Raw genomic sequence first — 20,127 nt, 5'->3', positions numbered from 1 at the left:
ATGGCCACTCTCTCTCGTCAGGTACAGCAGTTCAGCAGCGCACCGCTGATCTTTCTGCAAAGCGATCGGCCACTGGCGACATCCATCGACGCGCTGCTGCATGAGCATCGCGCCTACTTCATCGATACGCTGCACCTCAACGGCAATGCGCCCGCCGACAGCCTGACGCTGGGCGAATGGTCCACCAGCGCCTGCTGGCAGGATCTGCAGCAGCGTTATGGCGATGACGTTTACAAGCAACATCCCGATCAGTTACGCGAAGCCAAGCCGCTGCAATCGCTGTGGGCACAATGGTATTTTGGCCTGCTGGTACCGCCGCTGATGCTGGCGCTGATCCTCGAATCCCGCGCGCTTGACTGCTCGCCACAGCATATCCGCCTGCAACCGCACGCTATCGGTCGTCCGGCCGCGTTCTGGATTGATGTGCAGGAAGATGAAGACGCGCGCTATCTTAATGCGGTGCAGCGTATCGATCGCCTGGTGCAGCACACCTTAATCCCGATGGTCGACGCAATCACCCGCCACGGCGACATCAACGCGCGACTGATCTGGAACAACACCGGCTTTTTGATGCACTGGTTTTTAGGCGAACTGAAAGAGAGCATTCCGGAACTGACCCGTCTGGCGCTGGAACACGCACTGTTCTTCAATAAGCAGCTGATCGACGGCAGCGACAACCCGCTTTATCGCACGGTGATTCCACGCAACGGCACCATGGAACGCCGCAGCTGCTGCCAGCGCTATCGCCTGCCCGACGTGCAGCAGTGCAACAGTTGTACACTCGCCGCCAGCTAACCAAAATTTCATCCTGACGACATTTACACTTCAGGCTGCTTATGGCAGCTTTGTTGCCTTCTTTTTGCCTGGAGAACAGCATGAGCCTGGAGTCGGTACGGCGCTTTTTCGCCGAACATGCGCCTGACATCGACATTATTGAGCTGGCCGAAAGCACCGCCACGGTGGAGATGGCCGCACGCGCGCACCATGTCGCCCCGGCGCAGATCGCCAAAACCCTGTCATTGAAAGTGAAGAATGAGGTGATCCTGGTGGTGACCTGTGGCGACGCGCGGCTCGATAACCGCAAGCTGAAGCAGGCGCTGGGTGCCAAAGCACGCATGCTCAGCGTGGATGAGGTGGTGAATTATACCGGCCATCCGGTGGGTGGCGTGTGCCCGTTTGGCCTTGAACAGCCATTGCAGGTTCTCTGTGATATTTCGCTGCAACAATTTAGCGAAGTCTTGCCCGCCGCCGGTTCAATCCACAGCGCGGTGCGTATTTCGCCAGCGCGCATGGCCGAACTGACCGATGCGCGCTGGGTAGATGTCTGCCAGTAAAACGCGACTTTGCGCTGCCTTTTCAGAAGCGATCGCGCTTTATGAACAAGGCAGCGCAATTCATTAATCCATCATTCCAGCAATAGCATCGCTCGCCGGGCATCTCACACTTATTCCTGAAATAAGAAATATCCGTATTAACAGCTCGGTTAATACGCTTCTTTCATCACCGCAAAATAACCCTTAATAACCTTAAGTGGACGCCATTAATAAACGGCATACCGACACTGATAATATTCCGCTTGCAGATCGTTTAAAGCAGAAAGAGAGCGATACTTTAAGAACAATCGCAGCATTGAAATGGCAAATAATGTGATATAAATCACCACCAGAACACTCTTTCAGCTTCCTGATTTTGACCCGCCTCGTTGCGGCAAAGCTCAGCTTAATTGCAGGTCAACTATGCCCAGTTTGTTTGCCATTTACAGGAAATTCAGATTTCCTTTCAAATTCATGCATGCGGCGGTTAAGTATCCTGCTGCCAACGCCAGCGTGAAAAAATACTCGGTGATGTCGATCGAAGAGACTATCGATCGTCTGCTGAGTGATAAAACGGTGTCGTTAGCGCGTTATGGCGATGGCGAGCTGGAGATGACCTACTACAAAAACATCGGCTTTCAGCCCTTTGATGCACGCCTGTCAGAGCGCCTGAAAATGGTGCTGCGCGATGCGCGTAACAACCCGAACTGCCTGATCTGTATGCCGGATGCCTTCCGCAACATGTCGAGCATGCGTTCAGGTGCCGCACTGTTCTGGTTCTTCCATAAGTCTTTCTATTTCAAGCGCTATCAGGGTCTGCTGGATCAGAATTACCAGTACGGCAACACCTCGGTGACGCGCCCGTATCACGATTACAAAGACAAAACGCTGTCACGCACCATCTTCGAAAAATTCAAACTGCTGTTCAAAGATCAGCGCGTGCTGATCGTTGAAGGTAGCGGAACGCGTTTAGGTCTGGGCAACGATCTGATGGACAGCGCCAAAGAGATTAAGCGTATTACCACGCTTAACCGCAACGCGTTTTCGGTCTATGACAAGCTGCATGCAGCCATTGTTGAGACCGCGCCGAACTTCGATCTGGTGCTGGTTTCACTGGGCCCAACCGCCACTCTGCTGACCTACGATCTGAGCAAACAGGGCATTCGCAGTATTGATACCGGCCACATTGATATCGAATATGAGTGGATGCGCGCGATGGCCACGACCAAGGTGAAAGTGGAAGGCAAAAACGTCAACGAAGTGGGTTCACTGCTCACCGATGATAATGCCGTGCAGGATTTGACTTACCAGCAGCAGATTCTGTTTCACGTGGGTGAAAACGGCAAGCCTGCGGTGGCACCGGCTACCGTCTGATTCTGCCCGCGAACCTGCCCTTGACGGGCAGGTTTACTCCCCGGCTTTCAGCGCACAGCCACATGAAGCGCCCATCTCCATGTAGTACGAAATCTCCCGCACTTCTCCCGCATGATTCCAGTTAATCAGCATCTCGATCGCCGTTTCCGCCAGTTCATGAATATGCTGCCGCACGGTGGTTAATTTCGGCTGCTGAAACGCCGCCAGATCGGTACCGTTAAAGCAGACCAGTGCCAACTGTTCCGGCACGCGAATATTCTGCTCCGCCAGCGCTCGCAGGCAACCGATCGCCTGCGCCTCATTGCTGATAAACAGCGCGCGCGGCACGTTATCCTGCTGCAATATCTGACGCATCACGGCGTAGCCATCGTCGCGATGATAGCGCGCTGGCCAGATCCAACTTTCATTGATGGTTAATCCCTGTGCCTGCATCGCGTCGCGCCAGCCGTTAACGCGATCGCGGGCGTTCACCATCTCTGGCGGTCCGCAGAGAATGCCAATCTCACGATAGCCATGCCCAAGCAGATGTTCGGTTAACCGGCGCGCCGCGCGGCGTTCATCGACGCGCAACACGCTGACGCCAGGCTGCGGATCGGCGCGATCCAGCATGATCAACGGCGTGCCGCTGGCTTTGACCAGATCGATCTGCGGATCGCTGTCGACGCTGGCATAGAACAGCCCGTCCACCTGCCGGTTAAGCAGCGCGTGAATCACCTCAATTTCGCGTTGCCGATCTTCACCGGCGTCACCCAGCAGCATCACGTGCCCGGCTTTCAGCGACTCCTGCAACAGCACATGCGCCATTGAGGCAACAAAGGGATTCGCGATGGTAGGCACTATCAGGCCAAAAGTCTTGGTGCTGCCGAGGGCCAGCGCACGCGCCACGCCGTTGGGGCGATAGCCGATGCGCTGAATGGCATCCAGCACACGTTGGCGCGTTTTTTCCGCCACCGGACGTGGACCATTATTAATGACGTAGCTCACCACGGCGACCGACGTTCCCGCCAGCCTGGCGACGTCGGCACGGGTGACACGTTGAGAAGGTTGCTGTTTTGCCACGAGAAATTTTATCCTTAAAATTGTCGTCCATATCATCAGTCGCACCAGCGTAACGTACCGGCGCGGCGCAGGCTACGCGTTGCGGCAATATAATCGGCGATGCGGGCAGAAATGTAGCGGGTAATGCGGACAGCGGGATAAAAATGCAGGTGCGACTGCCCCTCCCTGGGAAGCATTCCTTCTATATGGAAGCCATCTCATTGCTTGCCTGAGCGCTGCACCGTCGGTAACGGATCCCCTGGTATTGGCTCTGTGTATTGCCTGCTGGCGGAGCCGCAATCGCGATTCGAAAGGCCATGGCAGACAATCACTGACGCATGCAGCGTGGATCGGACACGCGTTGAACGGCTTCACTTGTTCAGTGTATCTACGCGCGTAGATTATTCAAGGGATGAAAAATAAATAATAAGGTTTTCTTTACAGTTAGCCGCAGCCAGAAGAAATAATAAACAGGCTTATCAAGGTGATGCACTACACTGCTTTTATCAGGCAAAGTGTAAGCGAATTTTATCGGCATCCGTACTTAACCTTTGTGTGAAATTTGCGCATATCCGACACAGACTTTTTATCCTGCCAGGTCACAACGACGCATTTGCCCGCTATGCTAGCCGCCCTGCCCGCCTGTTAATGTGAGGACAACTGACATGGCTATTATTCTGATGCGTCACGGCAAGCCGGATCGACAATCTTCATCCCGACTGACGGCGCTGGCCATGGCGGAGTGGTGTGAGCAATACGATTTGTCGCTGGTGTGCGATCTGCCACCGGCGCGCAGTGAGATGATTGCCCGGCAGGCGGATTATGTCATCGTCAGCAGCCTGCCCAGAGCGCAATCGTCGCTGGAAAAGTTACAGATGCAACCGCAGGAAATATCGCCGCTGTTTGCTGAGGTCGATCTGCCGATTATCGCCTTTCCGCGCTGGCGGCTGCCGCCGTTTCTCTGGCTGTCGGTACTGCGGGCGCTGTGGTTTTGCGGCGTCTCTGGCAGCGTGGAATCCTATCGTGACGCCAGCCAGCGCGCGCATCAGGCGGCGGATCGGCTGATTGAACGATCGCACTCTGGCACCGTGCTGCTGGTCGGCCACGGCATCATGAATAAGATGATCGCCCGTGAACTGCGCCGCCGCGGCTGGCAGGCGGAGAAACACGCCAGCAGTCGCCACTGGAGCACCGCCATCTACAATCAGCCTTTTATCTAAACGTCGTGCCGCGCCTCGCTGAACCGGGCGCGCAGCCAGTAGATAAATTCGCTGACCGCCCGCGGCACCTGCGCTGCCCACGGGCGCACGATCCACAGCCGTTCGGCAAACACCTCCACTGGCCGCCATGTCGGCAACAGCTGCGTCAGTTGCTGCTGCTCCAGCGCCGCCTGTGCGCTGAAATCGGGCAGCAGTGCAATGCCCAGCCCCTGCAAAGCCGCATCGCGAATTGACTCACTGTTGTTGGTGGCGAACGGGCCGCTGACGTCAACTGCCAGCTTCTCCGCGGGATTGTCAGCGCTGATAAAGCGCCAGCGAGGCGATTCATGGCCGCGCGGATAACAGAGGCACTGATGCTGCGCCAGCTCGGCTGGCGTTTGTGGCGTACCCTGTCGTTGCAGATAGGCGGGCGCGGCCACCAGCACGGCGCGGGTATCGCACAGTCGCTGGGCGACGTGTGTCTCCGGGATCTGCTCGCTGTGGCGGATCGCCAGATCAAACCCTTCACTGCTCAGTGACACCAGCCGATCGGACACCTCAAGCTGAATACGCACCTGCGGATGCAGCACCAGAAACGCGGTGATGTGGCTCACCAGCTGCTGACGCGCAAACGCCACCGGCGCGGTAATGCGGATCACGCCGCGCAGCGGGCCAGCCTCATCGCGCACGCTGACAAAGCTGCGCGCGATATGGGCAAACGGCTCGCGCAGATCGTCCACCAGCTTTTCACCCGCCGAGGTCAGCCGCACGCTGCGGGTTGTGCGCTGCACCAGCGGTACGCCCGCAGCCGCTTCCAGCTCGCGAATTTTCTGGCTCATCGCCGCTTTGGAAATATCCAGCCGTTCCGCCGCCCGGGTGAAACTGCCCTGCTCCGCCAGCATCACCAGCGCATGCAGATGAAACCACAGCGCATCCGCCTTAAGCTCTTTCATCTTGATTGTTCACTGTGGTGAATAATGATTTCAAGTATAGCGCTTTTTCTCCTCGCCTATCATTGCCAGAATGGTCGCCATCGCCTATCCCATCAGGAGCACACTATGCCGCTATTACAGTTCGATATTATTGAAGGCCGCAGCGAAGCGGAGATTAAAACGTTGCTGGATGCGGCCCACCGCGCGGTGCTGACCGCCTTTAAGGTGCCGCCGCGCGATCGTTATCAGATTGTTCATGAAAACCGCGCCAGCAATATGGTATTTCTGGATACCGGGCTGGGATTTTCCCGCAGCGATCGGCTGGTGATGGTGCGCGTGTTCACCAGCCCGCGCAGCGACGAGCAGAAGCAGCGGTTTATGGCAGAGCTGGCGCGCGAGTTGCAGGAGAACTGTGACATCGCCGGAGAAGATCTGATGATCTCCTTTATCACTAATGAAAAAGGCGACTGGAGCTTTGCCCACGGCGTGGCGCAGTACGTTACCGGCGACCTGTAAGCTCATACTGATAAAGCTAATAATGACAACGTTATTAATATGTTAGCTATTTGACAGCGCCCTGTGCACCGGACACATTATCGCCTCCCCGTCATGATAAGGAGATAATGATGAGATTTACCGGTTATGTTTTTGCGTCGTTGCTGTTGGTATCGCCCTGGACGCTGGCCGATGAACATCCGGCCAGCGTGCGGCTTGAATCGCTGTTAAAAGCGGATAAATCATGGGATGGCACGCGCTATACGCACTATCCCAGCGGCCAGCCCGAACTGTCGGTAGTGAAAATCACCCTGCCGCCGCACGCGTCGTTACCCTGGCATCAGCATGCGGCGCCCAATGCCGCGTACGTGCTCTCCGGTGAATTAACCGTAGAGAAAAAAGCGGATGGTAAAAAACTGACCCTGAGAAAAGGCGAAGTGTTGCCTGAAATGGTCGGTGAGATCCATCGTGGGCACAGCGGTGCCGAGCCGGTTGAACTGATCGTTTTCTATGCCGGTCAGGCTGACGCGCCGTTATCCACCGCCGAATAGCCCATCCTGCGCGGGCGTTGGTCCGCGCATTCTGTTTCCCCGTAGTGCCATTCCCTTCTGCAGCCCGCCTTCATGCTGCGTGACCAACGTTATAATTGCCACAGGGATATGTTGCAGCACCATGACAGCCGCGCTAGATTTAGCCGCTATCCTTTCTGAGGATGAATCAATGCGCGATTACAGCGCGATCTCAACGAGGTATCGACGTTGTCTGAGTTTATTTCTGTCATCCTTTTTATGGCATCGATTGTCATTTACAGCACCAAAGCCGGGCGAAACATTTTTTGGTTCATTCTCATTCTGATCATTCTGGGCCTGTTTGTGGTGCTAAATGCCACCCTGCTCGCCAGCAACTATTTTACCGGTGAAGGCATTACCGACGCGGTCATTTACACGCTGACCAACAGCATGACCGGCGCGGGCATCAGCAAATATGTGCTGCCGGGCATCGGCCTGTTTCTGGTGCTGTTTCTGATCTTCTGCCTGCTGTCGTGGATCCTGCGCCGCAAAAAGCACGCGCCGCATCGCTGGGGTTACAGCGTGCTGGCGGTGCTGCTGGCAGCATGCTCGATCAAAACTACGCCCGCTTTTCAGCAGGTTAGTGCGCTGATCGCCTCGCAGATTCGGCAGGGCAACTCCGACTTCAGCACCTGGTACCAGGTGCCGAAAAAAACCCTCGCCGGGCCGAAGCTCAACGTGGTCTATATCTACGGAGAGAGCCTCGAACGCACCTATTTTAATGCGCAGACCTTTCCTGGCCTGGCGCCGGAACTCAGCCATTTAAAAGATCAGAGCCTCGATTTCAGCGCCACCGAGCAGCTGCCCGGCACCGATTACACCATTGCGGGCATGGTCGCCTCGCAGTGCGGCATTCCGCTGTTTGCGCCTTTTGATGGCAATGCTTCTGCCGCGCTGTCGACCTTCTATCCGCAGAACATCTGCCTCGGCGATATTCTCAAAGCCTCCGGCTATGAAAACGTCTTTATGCAGGGAGCCGACCTGCGTTTCAGCGGCAAAGATGTGTTCCTGAAGTCCCACGGTTTTGACCAGATGTTTGGCGCGCAGGAGCTGAAATCGTTGGTTGCCGATCCGACTTACCGCAACACCTGGGGCTTTTACGACGATACCGTGCTTGATGAGGTGTTTGAAAAATATCAGGCGCTCTCTGCCGCCGGTAAGCCGTTTGCCCTGTTCGCCTTAACGGTGGACACGCATCATCCCGACGGTTTTATCTCCCGCACCTGCCAGCGCAAAAGCTACAGCTACGAAGGCAAACCTAACCAGTCGTTCAGCGCTGTGGCCTGCAGTCAGGAGCACGTGGCGCACCTGATCGAGCGCATCATGGCGTCGCCGGGTTTTAAAAACACGGTGATTGTCGTCACCTCCGATCACCTGGCGATGAACAACACCGCGCATCGCTATCTGATGAAGCAGCCGCGTCACGACCTGTTCTTTGTGATTCGCGGTGATAAGCCGGAGCAGCGCGTTATCGACGTGCCGCGGAGCACGCTCGATAACGGCGCTACCCTGCTCGATATTCTCGGCGGCGATAACTTTATCGGCCTAGGCCGCAGCAGCCTGTCGAGCCAGTCGCTCTCCGCACAGTTCCCGGACCTGAAAACCAAAATCAACGACTGGAAGCACGACATTATTCAGCTGTGGAACTTCCCAAAAAGCATCGATGCTTACCGCATCGATAAAGCGGATAACAGCATCAGCTTTTCCGGCTCGCGCTTTAAGCTGCCGATTCTGCTGAGGGTTTCGCCGAATAAAGTGGAGCCGCTGCCGGAAGGCGAATATGCCGAACCACTGCGTTATCAGCTGGCCAAATTTACGCCTGAGCAGAAGTTTGTCTGGATCGATCGCTGCTACAAAATGGCGCGGATGTGGGATGCGGCGCTGGCGCTGAGTACCGATATCTGCGTGGCTAACGGCCAGATGGGCAGCCAGCCGCAGGTGCTGCGCGTGCCGCAGGATAAATATGACGGCAACATTCGTTTTGGGACTTCGCCGCTTAACGATAAGCAGTATCAGCAGAACGTTGAGCAGCTGCGCATCGCCGATAATGACATTCGCTATCACGCGAACAGCTTCCTGTTTGCGGTGCCCGGCGCGCCCGATATTGTGCGTCGTTATGAGGGCGTATCGCGTCATGAAGAGTGGGGGCGCTGGTCGAACGCCAACCTCGCGCCGCAGGTGAAGATTGAGTATGTCGAGCCGCTGCCGGCGCGCTTTGATTTGACCATTACCGCGCGGGCTTTCGGCCCTAACGCGCACCGGCCGATTCCGGTGAAAGTGGGCGATCAACAGCAGACGTTAATGCTCAGCCATGAGAACAGCACCACTACGCTGCACTTCACCAACCCCACCGGCAGCAACAGCGTGATTCTGGCGCCGCCGGAGCCGGAGCTGTCGAACGTCGGCAACATCGCCGGCTTCGATCCACGCAGGCTCGGCATCGGCATGGTGGAGATCAAAATCACGCCGACGCCGTAAACGTCACCCACAAAAAGGCTGCCGCGCGCAGCCTTTTTTTATTCAGGCGTTGTTCACTTCCTCACGCAAGGTTTCCAGACGCTGGTGCTGCTGACCGTCGGCGCTGAAATTGTCGGCGGCCAGCCAGCGCTGCATCGCAGATTTTACGCGTGGCCATTCGCCATCAATAATGGAAAACCAGGCGGTATCGCGATTGCGACCTTTATAGACCACCACCTGACGGAACACCCCTTCCTGCTGAAAACCGAGGCGCAGCGCGGCCGCTTTGGATGGCGCGTTGCAGTTGTCACATTTCCATTCATACCGACGATAGCCCAGCTGCTCAATGGCGTACTGCATCAGCAGAAAGTGCGCTTCGGTAGCCGCCGTGCTGCGGCGTAACAGCCGGGAAAACGTGACATGGCCGACTTCAACCACACCGTTCTGCGCATCAATACGCATCAGCGCCAGCGTGCCGGTGGGCTGGCCGCTGCTGAGATCGATGACGGTAAAATGCAGCGGATCGCGGCTCGCCTCCATGTTGCGCGCCCAGGCAAGATAATCCTCTTCACTGGCAAAAGGTTCGACCGGCATCCACGTCCAGTCACGACCATCAGGCGCCAGCTGCCACGCCTGATACAGTGCCCGCCCGTGCGCCTCGACGCTGAAAGGCTCCAGCCGACAGGTGCGGCCTGAAAGCGTAACCCGCTGCGGCAGTGCCCGCGGCTGCCATTCCGGCAGTGGAAAACCCACCGGCTGCTGATAGTGATTCAGATGTTGCGTCATGGGGTGTCCTGTTGATCGTTGACGTTATTGCCGTAGTGAGGCTGGCTTACCCTGCCGCGATATTCCATACGGCCCGCCTCTTTTATAAACCGATTCTGCCAGCTATCACAATGCCAGCATGCTACGCCCGCTATTTCTTCGGTTATAAACCGTTAGCGATAACATCATCCGCGATGATTCCCGTAATTGACCTGCGGAATTTTCTGTAGTCCACTGATATCGTAAATCCCCTATTTCGCGCAGTTCATTCAGGGAAGCAAATAACGCTTTCGATCTCTATTTTACCGCCCTTGCATGGATGCGCTCTGCTGAGAAAAGGACAATCATGGCAATCTTAATACCTAAGCTAAATAGTTTCCCTGCGTACGTAACAGCAGGCGAACGACGCGTGGCCAGGCGGCTTGAATCGGATCTGGAAGAACAGTGCTTGTGCTGGTATGACATTGCGGTTGGATCGAAGCGTCGCTATCCCGACTTCATCGTGTTAAATCCTGAACGCGGATTGCTATTTCTTGAGGTCAAAGACTGGAAAATAGACAATATTCACGCATTAACCCATAAAGAAGTCGAATATCGCTGTGAGTCCGGCATAAAGACATTTTGTAATCCCGTTGAGCAGGCACGCCAGGGGGCCTATGCCGCGCTGAAATTACTGGAACAGGATGCGGCGTTACAACAACAGCATGGTGCCCATCAGGGTAAATTGAGTTTCCCCTATGGCTATGGTGTCATTCTCAGTAATATTACCCGCAAGCAACTTGATGCCGTGCTTATTACCGATGAGCAGAAAGCGATTCTGCCGCCCGAATTAGTTATCTGCAAAGATGATATTAAAGAATCCGTGTCAGCGGAAACGCTGCAAAATAAACTGTGGGCCATGCTGCGCTACCGGTTACAAGCGCCTCTGAGCGCTGAAAAAATTGACCGTATACGCTGGCATTTTTATCCTGAAATTCGGATAGACAGCAAGCAGTTGTCGCTTTTCCCAACGGAGAATGACCAGCCCTCGCCATCAGATCTGCCGGTGGCACTGCCTGATATTTTAAAAATCATGGATCCTCAGCAGGAAATTCTGGCAAGGAGTTTAGGTGAAGGACATCGTGTAATTCATGGCGTAGCCGGTTCGGGAAAAACTCTGATTCTGATTTACCGCTGCATTCACCTGGCCGAAGTCCTCACGCAACCTGTGTTGGTTATCTGCTATAACATTTCGCTTGCGGCAATCCTTAAAAGCCGTATTAAGCAGCATGGGCTGGAAGAGAAGGTACAGGTATACAACTTTCATTCATGGTGTTCATACCAGCTCAGAAAACATACTCTTTCAAAACTGAACACATCAGAAAATACGTATGATGACCTCTTTCGCTCTGTAGAACACTATATTAACGAAGAGAAGATTGCCTCTGAGCAATATGGCGCGGTATTGATTGATGAGGGTCACGATTTACGCGCAGAATGGCTGAACGTACTGACTAAAATGACCAATGAACGCAGCGGCTCTTTGCTATTTATGTATGATGATGCCCAATCTATTTATAATAAGAGAGAAAACCTTGGCTTTTCATTAGCCAGCGTCGGTATTCAGGCGCAGGGTCGCACCACTATTCTTAAACTTAATTACCGCAACTCTCAGCAAATATTACATTTCTCGCGAAACTTTTTGCAGAGAGCATTCGATTCAACCAGCCAGCATAAAACTGAAGTTTTGCAACCTGAGTCAGCGGGTACGTATGGTCCTGAACCGGAAATCCAGCGGGTTGATAAACTGGCAGCAGAAGCCAGACAGGTACTGGAGTGGCTTGATCATCAACGTAATCAGGGATTGCGCTGGAAGGATATCGCTATTCTCTGTCCACTGGCTAAAACGGGAAAATACTTTTGCAGCGTATTGAAAAGCCACGATATTCCGCACTACTTTTATGAGAAACCAGAAGATAAGAAATTATATGATCCACAGGATGACCGGTTGCCGCTGTTTATCATCCCGAGCAGCAAAGGGCTGGAGTTTCATTCCGTCGCGGTAGTTAACAGCAGTGAGATGGATTATGTGAAAAGCGATATTAATGAAGCAGCAAAAAAACTTTATGTCGCTTTCACGCGCGCCACTCATCAGCTTCTGGTTACGTTACATCAGGACAATGCGTTAGCCGATCTGATCACGGCAAAATAGCCCTATGATAAATAAGCCGCTGAGCGCGGCTTATTGAGTGTTGGTGAGGGTCGTTAACTGTAAGCCCGACACAGCGTGCCGGTGTTGGTTAACGTCCAGTTTTGGGTGGCAGCAGGAATAAAAGCGGACTGACCGGTTTGTAGCGTCAGCGTGTCACCTGCGGGATGGGTCAGCGTCGCGCTCCCGGTCATCACCAACACGATTTCGGCGCTGCGGGTCTGCATCGGCAGGGCCTCATTGGCGTTTAAAACAGTGAAACGAAAATCGTCTATCGGGATGGGGTAATGCGCCTGCCCTTCCTGCCACTCTGGTTCCATCAGCAGCGACGTGCGGCTGATGGGTGAAAAAGTGGTGCAGGCAATCAGTTCCTCAACATTGATTTTCTTATCGGTGAGCCCGGCGCGCAGTACATTATCAGAGCTGGCCATGATCTCGACGGCGGTACCCTGCACATACGCATGCAGCGTCCCGGGATAAAGAAACATCGCTTCGCCGGGCTGTAACGTTATGCAGTGAAGATAGAGCGGTGCCAGCACCCCTGCATCATGTGGATAATGTTGATAAAGCTGCTGGATCACCGCCATGAGCGCGTCATCAAACGGGGCGCTGACGACCCGCTTAAGCGCCGCAGCTTTAGCGTCCGCGGACAGTTGCATTAGCGTACTAAAAAACACCTTCAGTCCGACAGCATCAGGCTGCTGCGCCAGCGCATCCACAGCAGGGCTCAACGCAGTCACAGCAAGCAGGCGAAAATTCTCCACAATATCTGCGACGTCGCGAAAGCCATTCATGGCGATAAACGGTGTGATGGCGTAGACCAGTTCAGGCTTATGGTTGGCGTCGTTGTAATCCGGTATATCTTCATTAGCCCGCAAGGCACGTGCATAGCCCGCTTCCGCCTGCGCTTTCTGCGGATGCACCTGAATGGACAACGCCCGATCGGCAGCGAGAATTTTCATTAAATAGGGCAGATCGCCAAAGCGAGCGGCAGTCGCAGCACCGAGCATCCCCTTTCTGTCGCGGGCAATCAGTTCAGAAAGCGCCAGCGGCGTGCCTTGATCCATGACCTGCGACATGCCAGCAGGATGTACGCCCATCCACAGTTCCGCCTGCGGTTGTGCATCGGGATTAGGCACATGAAAGCGCTGATGTAACGCACTGCGACTGCCCCAAGGATAAGGCTTCACCACAGTGGATAAAGGATAAAAAAAGTGTTGGCTCACGCGGAACGTTCCTCACAGCTAAACTGATTGCTCTCGGCAAGCGCCTTAAACCACAGGCCGTTGCGTTTGATTTGGCGTTCTCCGGTGGCTAAATCGAGACGGTAAAAGCCGTAGCGGCGCTTGAAGGAGTTGATCCATGACCAGTTATCGATAAACGTCCACTGATGTACGCCAAAACAGTTGGCACCCTCGGCAATCGCCCGATGTAACTGCACCAGATGTTCTTCCATCAAGCCGATGCGAAAGCCATCATCGATGATGCCGTCTGCCTGTACCGGCCCTTCTGATGCCAGATCCATCGCAATGCCAATCTCAGCGAGATACCACTTTATATTGCCGTAATTGTCGCGAATATTAGCCGCAATGTCGTAAATAGCCTGTGGCAGAATTTCGTTGTTATCGCGGTAGGGATTAAACCGTCCGTCAGGATCGATATAGTTTTCGAAATAAACATCCGGTGAGAAGTAATCCAGCGTATAAGGCGTTTCACGCGCTTTGACTCGCCGCGGGACATAATAATTCACGCCGAGGAAATCAATGCGCGAATCGGTTATCCGTTTCACATCGGCCGGGTTGACCTCAGGCAGGCAGTGATGCTCTGCCAGCAGCGAACAAAGCTCGGTGGGAAACTGATGCTTTACCAGCGGATCGAGGAAGCTACGGTTAAAGAATAAGTCGGCATGCCAGGCCGCTTTTTTATCTTCTGCTGACGCGCTACGCGTGTAGGTTGGCGTCAGGTTAAGCACAACACCGATCTCACCGCCACACTGCATTTCACGATAACATTCAATGGCTTTCGCATGCGCCAGCATAATATTGAAGGCGACCTGAGCCGCCAGCTTGCCATCTTTCTTGCAGGGATAATGAAAGTCATAAAGATAGCCGCCTTCAACCGGCACGATCGGTTCATTGAAGGTGGTCCAGTATTTGATTTTGTGGCCGAAGAGGCGAAACGCGGTAGCGGCAAAACGGGCAAAAAGATCGGTAACATGCACTGACTCAAAACCGCCATAACGCTGTTGCAGCTCGTCGGGCATATCAAAGTGATAGAGGTTAATCATCGGCTCAATGCCGTTGGCGATCATCTCATCAAAATAGGCGTGATAGAAACGCACCGCATCCTGATTGGGCGCGCCGGTTTCCAGATCGTCAATCAGTCGTGACCACTGAATTGACGTACGAAACGAGTTCAGGCCGATGTTTTTCATCAGCGCGACATCTTCTTTATATTTGTGCAGCGTTTCGCACACTTTCTCCGGCCCGATCTGCTCAAAAAAGCGATCGGGTTGGCTGGCATACCAGCTATCCCAAATTGACGCGTGCGGTTTGCCATCGGCACCTTCGGTCTGGGGTCCGGAAGCCGCCGCCCCCCAAAAAAAATGTTCCGGGAATGCATATGTGGTCATAGAACCTCCTGAAGCGTGAAAAAAGTGATGCGCACCGCCATCAGGCGGTAACCCGCATCGATTTAATAAAAATGAATCCCCAGTCACCGGCATAGTTGCCAAGGGTGATGCTGTTTTTCCCCTGCCTGAGAGAGACACGCAGCGTCATCTGCTCGTTGCTTCCGGGAAACTCAATCTGCAACGGTTTATCCCCGTTGATCTGCAATGAATTTTTCTTGCTGCCCCACTTACCATTCACGTGCAGATGCAGCAAAAACTCACCTTCCCACGGCGCCTCAATCTGCCAGCTAACCCGATCGCCTGCGTTAGCAAAAGGCCCGAGAAAACCATCCTCTGTTATCGCCAGCGGCGTTTCTGCGCCTGCAGATGGCGTCACCGTTCCCTGCTGCACACCCAGCACGCCGCTGTCGAAATGGCAGAAGTCAGCGGGTGGCGGTGCGTTAGCCGGTGTGACAGTAACAACAATATTTTTACTGCTTTGCAGCAGGCCATCATCGGCGGTGAACGTCAGTTGATAGGAGCCGGGTTGGGTAAACCAAACGCGGGTATCGGCGTTGTTCGCCTGACAAAAATGCACATGATGGTTGCCGCCATTGCTCCAGGTACCTGTCACCTGACGAGTGGGTAAATGGTCATCCTGCCAGCTGGCCGCCAGGCTCAATCCGCGGTTCTGCGCAACGGCGGCGCGATCGGCTAACGTAACCTGCGGTGCCTGATTACGCTGAGTGTGGGTGACGTGAATAACGTTCGAAGGAGGCGAGATACCGGATTCATTTTTTGCCAGCACGCGGTAGTAATAGGTTTGCCCTAACTTCAGTGAGGTGTAATCGTCGCTGAACAGGTTCATCGTAGCGGGATCCCACGCCTGAACGCCGTCTGAAATATCACGCCCCACCGTTTGCCAGGGTCCTTCTGGCGCGGCAGCACGTTCAACGTCGTAGCGCCGGCCCACCGCAGCGCCCATCCAGTTAAGGGCAAAGGGTGATGAGGCTTGTCGCAGTAATGGCGCTTCCGGTACTGGCAGCGCGGGCACCTTATCTTTGCCATCCATTTGGGCCGCGGCGTGGCGGACCAACTCCACCACCGCCATCTCCTGATTAGCGTCGCCCTCTACCGGAAATCCTGGTAAGTGGTAGCTGTAATGGCCGGTATATTCCTTATGCCAGTAAAAACCGCCGTTGTGACGATGACCGCGGAATCCCCAAACCAAACCGCCCGCGGCTTTCGCCCCGTTAACATCGGTATGCACAATGGCCTGCATGATGCTATTTAGCGCGCGGCTATCAAGCAGACCAAACTCGCCCACCAGGTAGACCTTTTTGCCGCCAATCGCCTGCAAATCCTTTTGAACCTGGTCGGGATCATTATTCCCGGCGTTGGTGTAGTAATGGTTGCTGACGATATCAACATTGGGATCCGCCAGTGCAAAAGCGTTAATTTTCTTGTAGGTGCCATCTATCACCAGCTGATGCGGCGCCAGTTGCTTGATTAACGCGGCGGTCTGCTGGAGAAACTCAGCATTGGTCTCCTCCAGTTCATTACCTGTCTCCCAGGCCATAATGGCTTTTTCATCCGCATAACGTCGTCCGGTAAGCGTATTCGTACGGGTAATAATCTGGCGAATCAGCTGCTGATAAGCGCGATACGTTTTGCTCTGTACGCGATAAAAGTCGTCTGGCTGCTCGTGGTAGAACGCCGCCAGTTGTTCGCGACCTCCCCACCATGCCCAGTGATCGATAAAAGGCACAATCAGGCGCAGGCCTTGTTTATCCGCCTCGGCAATCATGTTGTCATAGATTTTCATCGCCTTTTCGTTCAGGCGCGGCATGCCGTCCGGGGTTGCCGGTGCCAGAATATGCGTCTCTCGTCCGCAAGCCGCATCATTCTCCTGCTGCACGGAGAAAACGTAGACGCGTTGCGCTTTGGCGCCGGTTTGTACCAGGGCGCTGATCCAGTTCGCCTGCTCATCTGGGGTTGGCCAGGCAAAATATTGTCCCCAGCCGCGTGGGTCGGCTTTACAGACGCCACGCGCATCATCTTCAATGCGATGTAATTCCGGCGCATGGATCCCGGCAAAGCGGAAAAGCTGTGACCCATCCATGAGTTGTGCCCCCTGGCGCGTAATGAAGTGCGCAAAATGGGAGGGTTCAGCTGCCTGAGCAACGCTGCCGCTTAGCATGTTCATCAGTACCAGAAGCAGCGTGTTTTTCGCGAATATATTCATCATGCCTCTCCTCAGAACCAAACTTCGCCCTGGATGCCAACGTTAAGGGTGTCGCTTTTGCCACTGCGGCTATACCCACCCGAGCCGATAGTATTGGTGCTCCAGTCATAGTTGCCATCGAGCGCATCAGATACGCCTTTATCCCATTTTGCCCAGGTGGCATAGAGACGAAGCTGCGGGCGGCTCCAGTAGCCGGAGTCAAATGTCAGCGTCGGTGCCACGGTAACTTTGGTCAGTCCGCCCTTGCCTTTTCCCTCCACACCTTTGTAGTTTTTGTCATCGAGGTACTCGTAGCCCACCTCATATTGCATGGCGAAGTTTTTGGTAATCTGCTGATACGGGCGTACGCCCGCCACCCAACTGGTGCGGCCCCATCCTTCGCTGTCGCTGCTCCACCAGCGGTAATTTTTATCCTGCTGGTAATAGGCAAAAGTTGAGACTTCCCAGCCGTTATCCAGCGCGGCAAGCCCATCCAGAATGAGTCGCCAGGACTGCGTATCATCCAGATTGGCCCATCCCCAACCGTTCTTACCCAATGAATCGCCCGCAGCCAGGCCTCGCCCATACTGCACAACAAACCGGGAGGAGCCGCCCAATACGCCATAAAAGCCATCGAAGTTATAAACGCCGGTGAGGCCATAGCCTTTCTCGGCGGCGTCGGCGTGGAGTTCGCTGTTATTCATGTGATGACCAATTAGCTGCAGGTCGACGGGTGAACCGGCAATCTTTTTCAGCCAGACATTGAGCGAATAGTCATCCGGATAGCCTTGATCGCCGCGATCTACGGGATAGGCTTTGGTTTCATCGGTTGGGGTGAAAGCGTAAACACCGGCATCAAGCTGTGCGAAGCCAAGATCGAGCTTGTCAAAGCCACCCCCTGTACCGTTGTATTGAATATATTCCCAGTCAAACTGATGGCTTGAGGTGTTTGAACTGCTATAGCGCTTGCCGCCCCAGAAGGTGACATCCGGTGCAAAATCAAGGTTGCTCAGTTCGACATAGCCTTCGCGAAACTGTACTGGCTTGTCATCGTCATCAAGGCAGTTCCAGTCAGAGGTGCATTTGCTTTGGTGAGTGATATTGGCCTGAATTTTTGCCACTACGCCGGAATCAGACGTCAACATCACCTGAGGAATCAGTTCGATCTTGGTGTCATCTTCATTGCCCAGACGGAATTTTCCGTCAGGCATCAACCCCACGGAATTGACGCGATTGCCGTCACTGTTTGCCAGGATGCCGGAACGCATATAGCCGTGCAGGGTGAAATCATATTTTTCGGCATGGGTAACGCCACTGGTGGCAGAGGCGAGCAGTAAAGTCAGAGGTAAAGCTGGATTAACGCGTTTCATGTTTTCCCTTTTTATTGTCATAAGCGAAGAGCGTCTGTAGGGCGCGAGGGAAATTTACGGTTGAAAAATGGAAATGTACATCCATCGATGGAAAGCGCTTTCCATAATTACTGGATTGAATCACAAAATAATAAATTCTGCATGCGTAATCGTGATCGGGATCGCTTTCTGGGAGGGCTAAAGGTCACGCGCCAGCGGAGGAATGACGCTGGCGGTGCAGGAGAGATGAAAAAACGCTAATTTTTTTCCCGCTCGATGAGCTGAAGTTCATAGACCCGAAAGAACGGACGGTAAATCATCCAGGCATTGAAAAAGGCGAACAGACACATAAACATATTCTTCCAGCTGCCGTTAGCTGACCAGGCTGCTCCCAGCGGCGCGGGCATTGACCAGGGCAGCATCGCCACCACGCGATCGAGGATACCGAGGTGTGTCAAATACCAGGCGATGCAAGCATTGATCGCAGGGACAGCAATAAACGGCACCAGGAACAAAGGGTTAAGAATAATCGGGAAGCCAAACAGCAGCGGTTCATTGATGTTAAAGAGTGATGGTACCAGGCCGATTTTACCGACACTTTTTAGCTGACGCGAACGACTGCGTAACGCCATAAAAACCAGCGGTAAGGTCGAGCCAATACCGCCGATAAGCAGATAAAAATCCCAGAATCCCTGTAGATAAATATGCGGCGGCGCACTGTTTTGCGCCAGCGCCTGCTGATTTTCAAACAGGTAAGTCATCCAGAACGGGTTCATGATGCCGGTGATAATCAGCGCGCCATGAATACCGATAAACCAGAGCAGATGGCAAAGCAGCAATGAAATAAGCAGTGCGGTCAGCGTATCTGAAGCAACGATCAATGGCCGTAGCGCTTCGCTGATTAAATCAGGAAGAATCAGCCCGGTGCTGCTTTTCACAGCCGCATTGATCAACGTTATCGACAGCATAATTGCCAGCAGCGGCACCAGCAGCTGAAAGCCGTTGCGGGTCATTACTGGCACCTCATCCGGCAGGCGAATGCACCACCCTCTGTGGTAGAACAACCGGATCACTTCAATCGTAAAAAAGCTGGATATCAGCGCGCTGAAGATACCCATTCCGCCGAGAAAAAGATTAGTTCCGCTGCTCTCCTTAAAGCCGATAAACAGCAGGAATGCCAGGCATCCGGTCAGGCCGGAAAGACGCTCCGGTAGCCGATACTGTTTGGCAAGGCTGGCGCTGGCACCAAAAGCGATAATCAACGCCACTAAACCCACCGTAATGTTAAAGGTTGGCAACAGCATCGGGCGGATTGCCAGATAGAGCGCGCTGTACCAGGCCGTTGGTTCAAGCGAGAACGGCGGGAAAATCAGCGGCACCATCAGGCTGCCAATGATCACAAAAGGCATCGCCAGCCCAAAGCTGTCGCGCATCGCGGTAATGTGCTGATTACGGGTGAGCAGATTTGCCAGAGGCGTTACCCGCTGTTCAATCAGCGTAACGGCAACATTCATAAACTGAATGTTCATGTGAAACCTATAAAGGACAGTGATGTGCAGCGATCATCCCCCACATTCACGCAAAGTAAAAGCCTGCTGCAGGTGATCGCTCTC

General features: G+C 54.1%; 16 protein-coding genes. 8 read left to right on the top strand and 8 right to left on the bottom strand.

The genetic code is table 11. From position 1 onward, the window contains the following. The 3 genes from fhuF to EM595_RS03120 all read left to right on the top strand — a co-directional run bounded on the left by fhuF (window position 1) and on the right by EM595_RS03120 (window position 2,687). On the top strand, window positions 1-795 hold the full coding sequence (fhuF, locus tag EM595_RS03130; protein WP_067427779.1) for a siderophore-iron reductase FhuF: 795 nt from the start codon (window positions 1-3) through the stop codon (window positions 793-795). A gap of 80 nt (window positions 796-875) precedes the next feature. Next, window positions 876-1,334: a YbaK/EbsC family protein gene (locus EM595_RS03125; protein ID WP_067427777.1), complete on the top strand. Its 459-nt coding sequence runs from the start codon at window positions 876-878 to the stop codon at window positions 1,332-1,334. Between the two features lie 402 nt (window positions 1,335-1,736). Then, window positions 1,737-2,687, top strand: a complete 951-nt coding sequence (locus tag EM595_RS03120) for a GT-D fold domain-containing glycosyltransferase (RefSeq protein ID WP_067427774.1) — start codon at window positions 1,737-1,739, stop codon at window positions 2,685-2,687. Window positions 2,688-2,720: 33 nt separating this feature from the next. Here the strand turns inward: EM595_RS03120 and EM595_RS03115 are convergent, their stop codons facing one another. Beyond that, window positions 2,721-3,782, bottom strand: a complete 1,062-nt coding sequence (locus tag EM595_RS03115; RefSeq protein WP_082691644.1) for a LacI family DNA-binding transcriptional regulator — start codon at window positions 3,780-3,782, stop codon at window positions 2,721-2,723. A gap of 608 nt (window positions 3,783-4,390) precedes the next feature. Between EM595_RS03115 and EM595_RS03110 the strand changes: the two genes are divergently transcribed. After that, the gene (locus EM595_RS03110) at window positions 4,391-4,945 is read left to right on the top strand and encodes a histidine phosphatase family protein (RefSeq protein ID WP_067427771.1); all 555 of its coding nucleotides are present in this window, start codon (window positions 4,391-4,393) and stop codon (window positions 4,943-4,945) included. Here the strand turns inward: EM595_RS03110 and EM595_RS03105 are convergent. Beyond that, entirely contained in the window at window positions 4,942-5,877 is a 936-nt protein-coding gene (locus tag EM595_RS03105; protein WP_067427767.1) for a LysR family transcriptional regulator, read from the bottom strand. The genes EM595_RS03110 and EM595_RS03105 overlap by 4 nt on opposite strands. Before the next feature lie 105 nt (window positions 5,878-5,982). Between EM595_RS03105 and EM595_RS03100 the strand changes: the two genes are divergently transcribed. The 3 genes from EM595_RS03100 (at window position 5,983) to opgB (ending at window position 9,398) form a co-directional block, all read left to right on the top strand. Next, window positions 5,983-6,372, top strand: a complete 390-nt coding sequence (locus tag EM595_RS03100; RefSeq protein ID WP_067427765.1) for a tautomerase family protein — start codon at window positions 5,983-5,985, stop codon at window positions 6,370-6,372. Between the two features lie 107 nt (window positions 6,373-6,479). Continuing rightward, window positions 6,480-6,902: a cupin domain-containing protein gene (locus EM595_RS03095; protein ID WP_157883841.1), complete on the top strand. Its 423-nt coding sequence runs from the start codon at window positions 6,480-6,482 to the stop codon at window positions 6,900-6,902. A gap of 207 nt (window positions 6,903-7,109) precedes the next feature. Beyond that, on the top strand, window positions 7,110-9,398 hold the full coding sequence (gene opgB, locus EM595_RS03090) for a phosphatidylglycerol--membrane-oligosaccharide glycerophosphotransferase (RefSeq protein ID WP_067427762.1): 2,289 nt from the start codon (window positions 7,110-7,112) through the stop codon (window positions 9,396-9,398). 42 nt (window positions 9,399-9,440) lie between these two features. Here opgB and EM595_RS03085 read toward each other — a convergent pair whose 3' ends face one another. Further along, window positions 9,441-10,163 carry a GNAT family N-acetyltransferase gene (locus tag EM595_RS03085; RefSeq protein ID WP_067427760.1) on the bottom strand — a complete coding sequence of 241 codons (723 nt, stop codon included), beginning with the start codon at window positions 10,161-10,163 and terminating at the stop codon, window positions 9,441-9,443. A gap of 325 nt (window positions 10,164-10,488) precedes the next feature. Between EM595_RS03085 and EM595_RS03080 the strand changes: the two genes are divergently transcribed. After that, window positions 10,489-12,333, top strand: coding sequence for a 3'-5' exonuclease (locus EM595_RS03080; protein WP_067427758.1), 1,845 nt, complete (start codon window positions 10,489-10,491; stop codon window positions 12,331-12,333). Window positions 12,334-12,386: 53 nt separating this feature from the next. Here the strand turns inward: EM595_RS03080 and manA are convergent, their stop codons facing one another. From manA to EM595_RS03055, 5 genes are all read right to left on the bottom strand, one after another. After that, a complete protein-coding gene (gene manA / locus EM595_RS03075) occupies window positions 12,387-13,556 on the bottom strand; it encodes a mannose-6-phosphate isomerase, class I (RefSeq protein ID WP_067427756.1) in 1,170 nt (389 codons plus the stop codon). After that, entirely contained in the window at window positions 13,553-14,962 is a 1,410-nt protein-coding gene (locus EM595_RS03070) for a glycoside hydrolase family 1 protein (protein WP_067427754.1), read from the bottom strand. The genes manA and EM595_RS03070 overlap by 4 nt, the downstream gene beginning before the upstream one ends. Before the next feature lie 40 nt (window positions 14,963-15,002). Further along, window positions 15,003-17,186 (bottom strand): CBM35 domain-containing protein, encoded by a 2,184-nt coding sequence (locus EM595_RS03065; RefSeq protein WP_067435111.1) that lies wholly within the window; start codon window positions 17,184-17,186, stop codon window positions 15,003-15,005. 11 nt (window positions 17,187-17,197) lie between these two features. Continuing rightward, a complete protein-coding gene (locus EM595_RS03060) occupies window positions 17,198-18,535 on the bottom strand; it encodes a carbohydrate porin (RefSeq protein WP_067427752.1) in 1,338 nt (445 codons plus the stop codon). 236 nt (window positions 18,536-18,771) lie between these two features. Beyond that, window positions 18,772-20,043: a PTS sugar transporter subunit IIC gene (locus EM595_RS03055; protein WP_067427750.1), complete on the bottom strand. Its 1,272-nt coding sequence runs from the start codon at window positions 20,041-20,043 to the stop codon at window positions 18,772-18,774. Window positions 20,044-20,127: the final 84 nt, after the last annotated feature.

Origin of the sequence: Duffyella gerundensis (genome assembly GCF_001517405.1) — a bacterium.
Lineage (GTDB): Bacteria > Pseudomonadota > Gammaproteobacteria > Enterobacterales > Enterobacteriaceae > Duffyella > Duffyella gerundensis.
This window is presented reverse-complemented; position numbering and strand designations above follow the sequence as displayed.